The 2,049-nt window shown below is 59.6% G+C and carries 4 protein-coding genes; all 4 read left to right on the plus strand.

What is annotated here, in order from left to right; genetic code table 11:
• Window positions 1-141: 141 nt before the first annotated feature.
• Complete coding sequence (locus tag AC6CDK_RS17660) at window positions 142-363, plus strand: ferredoxin (RefSeq protein WP_039646157.1); 222 nt, start codon at window positions 142-144, stop codon at window positions 361-363.
• 77 nt (window positions 364-440) lie between these two features.
• Entirely contained in the window at window positions 441-599 is a 159-nt protein-coding gene (locus tag AC6CDK_RS17665) for a rubredoxin (protein WP_039646158.1), read from the plus strand.
• Between the two features lie 37 nt (window positions 600-636).
• The gene (locus AC6CDK_RS17670) at window positions 637-1,197 is read left to right on the plus strand and encodes a hemerythrin domain-containing protein (protein ID WP_039646159.1); all 561 of its coding nucleotides are present in this window, start codon (window positions 637-639) and stop codon (window positions 1,195-1,197) included.
• 40 nt (window positions 1,198-1,237) lie between these two features.
• Window positions 1,238-2,049, plus strand: an 812-nt coding sequence (locus AC6CDK_RS17675; protein ID WP_496639948.1) for an aconitase family protein, incomplete at its 3' end; no start/stop codon positions are given.

Raw genomic sequence — 2,049 nt, forward strand, 5'->3', positions numbered from 1 at the left:
GCGTCAATCATCTGCCTGAGTTGCATTCTTTTGGAAGTGTAGTACCCTTGGTGCTACTCGCAGCACCCAAATTCAGGCTTGTCACGTGTCCAAGAGGCGCCGAACGCGTTCGGCGCCTAAACTTTTACCCGGAGGATGCCCATGATCAAGGCACCATGGATTGACAAGGAAGAATGCATAAGCTGCGGGCTCTGTGTGGACAACGTTCCCGAGGTGTTCCGTTTCGATGACGAAAACAAGGCGGAATGCTATGACCCCAATGGCGCATCCGAGGACGATATCCAACATGGTGCCATTGATGTCTGCCCGGTTTCGTGCATCAACTGGAGTACCGAGCCCGACTATCTGAGGAGTTTTGCCTGATCCGGGCCACGGCCGGCAGAAGCCTCCGCCATTCGTCAGCCACGTGAAGCTGTGGCGCGGAAAAAAGGAGCCTGTAAATGCAGCGTTGGATCTGCACCGTTTGTCAGTATGTTTACGATCCCTTCGTGGGCGATCCTTTGAACGGTGTCCCGCCCGAAACCCCGTTTGAGGAGCTTCCAGAGGAGTGGGTCTGTCCGGTATGCGGAGTTGCCAAAAACATGTTCGTGCCGGCTTGAACGGAGAGGGTGGTCCACCCCAGGGAGGACGGGGAAAATGGAGAAAAAGGCGACCGAAATACTGGAAGAGGAGCATCACGTTATCCAGACGGTGGTGGGCGTCATGGCCGCTATTGCCGACGGGCTGGATGCGGGGAAAAGACCGGACTGCGGCATCCTCCGGGACCTGGTGGAGTTCATGCGGATGTTCGCTGATACGTGCCATCACGGCAAGGAAGAGCATCACCTCTTTCCTCTCCTTGAGGCAAAGGGGGTGCCGGTGACCGGCTGCCCCCTGGGGATCCTCATCCATGAGCATCAGAGCGGCAGAAAGCTTGTTATGGAGTTGGCTGAAGCCGCAGAAGCTTACGGGAAGGGGAACGCCGAGGCGACCGGCCCCTTGCGCGCAAGCCTGCAAGGACTGGTGAACCTCTATCCCAACCACATCTGGAAGGAAAACTATCTGCTGTTTCCCATGACCGACAAGATTCTCAATGGGGAGGAGCAGCGGGAATTACTGCACAAGTTCGACCTGGTAGAAGAATCGATCGGGAAGGATGAGCATCACCGGCTCGTGACCATGGCCGAAATGCTGGCAGAACAATCGCACAGACTGTAATCGCTCAGATATTCAGCACAAGACGGTGTGAGGTGAGAGCATGCCACGAAACAGCCCCGACAGTTTCGGAAGCCGAGCGACCCTGGCCGTCGGCCGATCCCGCTACAACTACCACTCCCTGCCGAAGTTCGCCGAGTCGTTCCGTGCGGACATTTCGCGCCTTCCCTACTCGATCAGGATTCTTCTGGAAAACCTTTTGCGCCGCGAGGACGGTGTTGCGGTCAAACGCGACGATATCGTGGCGCTCGGCCACTGGCATCCCCGGACTCTCCCGGACCGTGAAATCCAGTTCATGCCGGCCCGGGTTCTGCTCCAGGACTTTACCGGCGTGCCGGCAATCGCCGACCTTGCCGCCATGCGCTCGGCCCTGAGGCGGCTGGGCGGCGATCCTGCCCGGATCAACCCCTTGCAGCCGGCCGACCTCATCATCGACCATTCGGTGCAGGTGGACCGGTACGGCACCCTCTCGGCCCCCGAGACGAATGCCGATCTCGAATTCCGGCGCAACCGCGAGCGCTACCAGTTTCTCCGCTGGGGACAGAGGGCGTTCCGCAATTTTCGGGTGGTCCCGCCCGATACCGGCATCTGTCACCAGGTAAATCTCGAATACCTCGCCCAAATTGCCATGGTGGCCGAACAGAACGGCAGGAAATGGATATATCCCGACACCATCGTCGGCACCGATTCCCACACCACCATGGTCAACGGCCTGGGAGTCGTGGGGTGGGGGGTGGGGGGAATCGAGGCGGAAGCGGCGCTCCTGGGCCAGCCCTGCTCCATGCTGATCCCCCGGGTGGTGGGGTTTCGGCTCGCGGGAAGGCTGCCTCCCGGGGCAACGGCAACGGACCTGGT

The organism is Geobacter sp. PheSNFMC, assembly GCF_059620965.1.

Excerpts from the sequence above, each read along its gene's own strand:
- AC6CDK_RS17660 (WP_039646157.1), top strand. The coding sequence starts at position 142 with ATGATCAAGGCACCATGGATTGACAAGGAAGAATGCATAAGCTGCGGG.
- AC6CDK_RS17665 (WP_039646158.1), top strand. The coding sequence starts at position 441 with ATGCAGCGTTGGATCTGCACCGTTTGTCAGTATGTTTACGATCCCTTC.
- AC6CDK_RS17670 (WP_039646159.1), top strand. The coding sequence starts at position 637 with ATGGAGAAAAAGGCGACCGAAATACTGGAAGAGGAGCATCACGTTATC.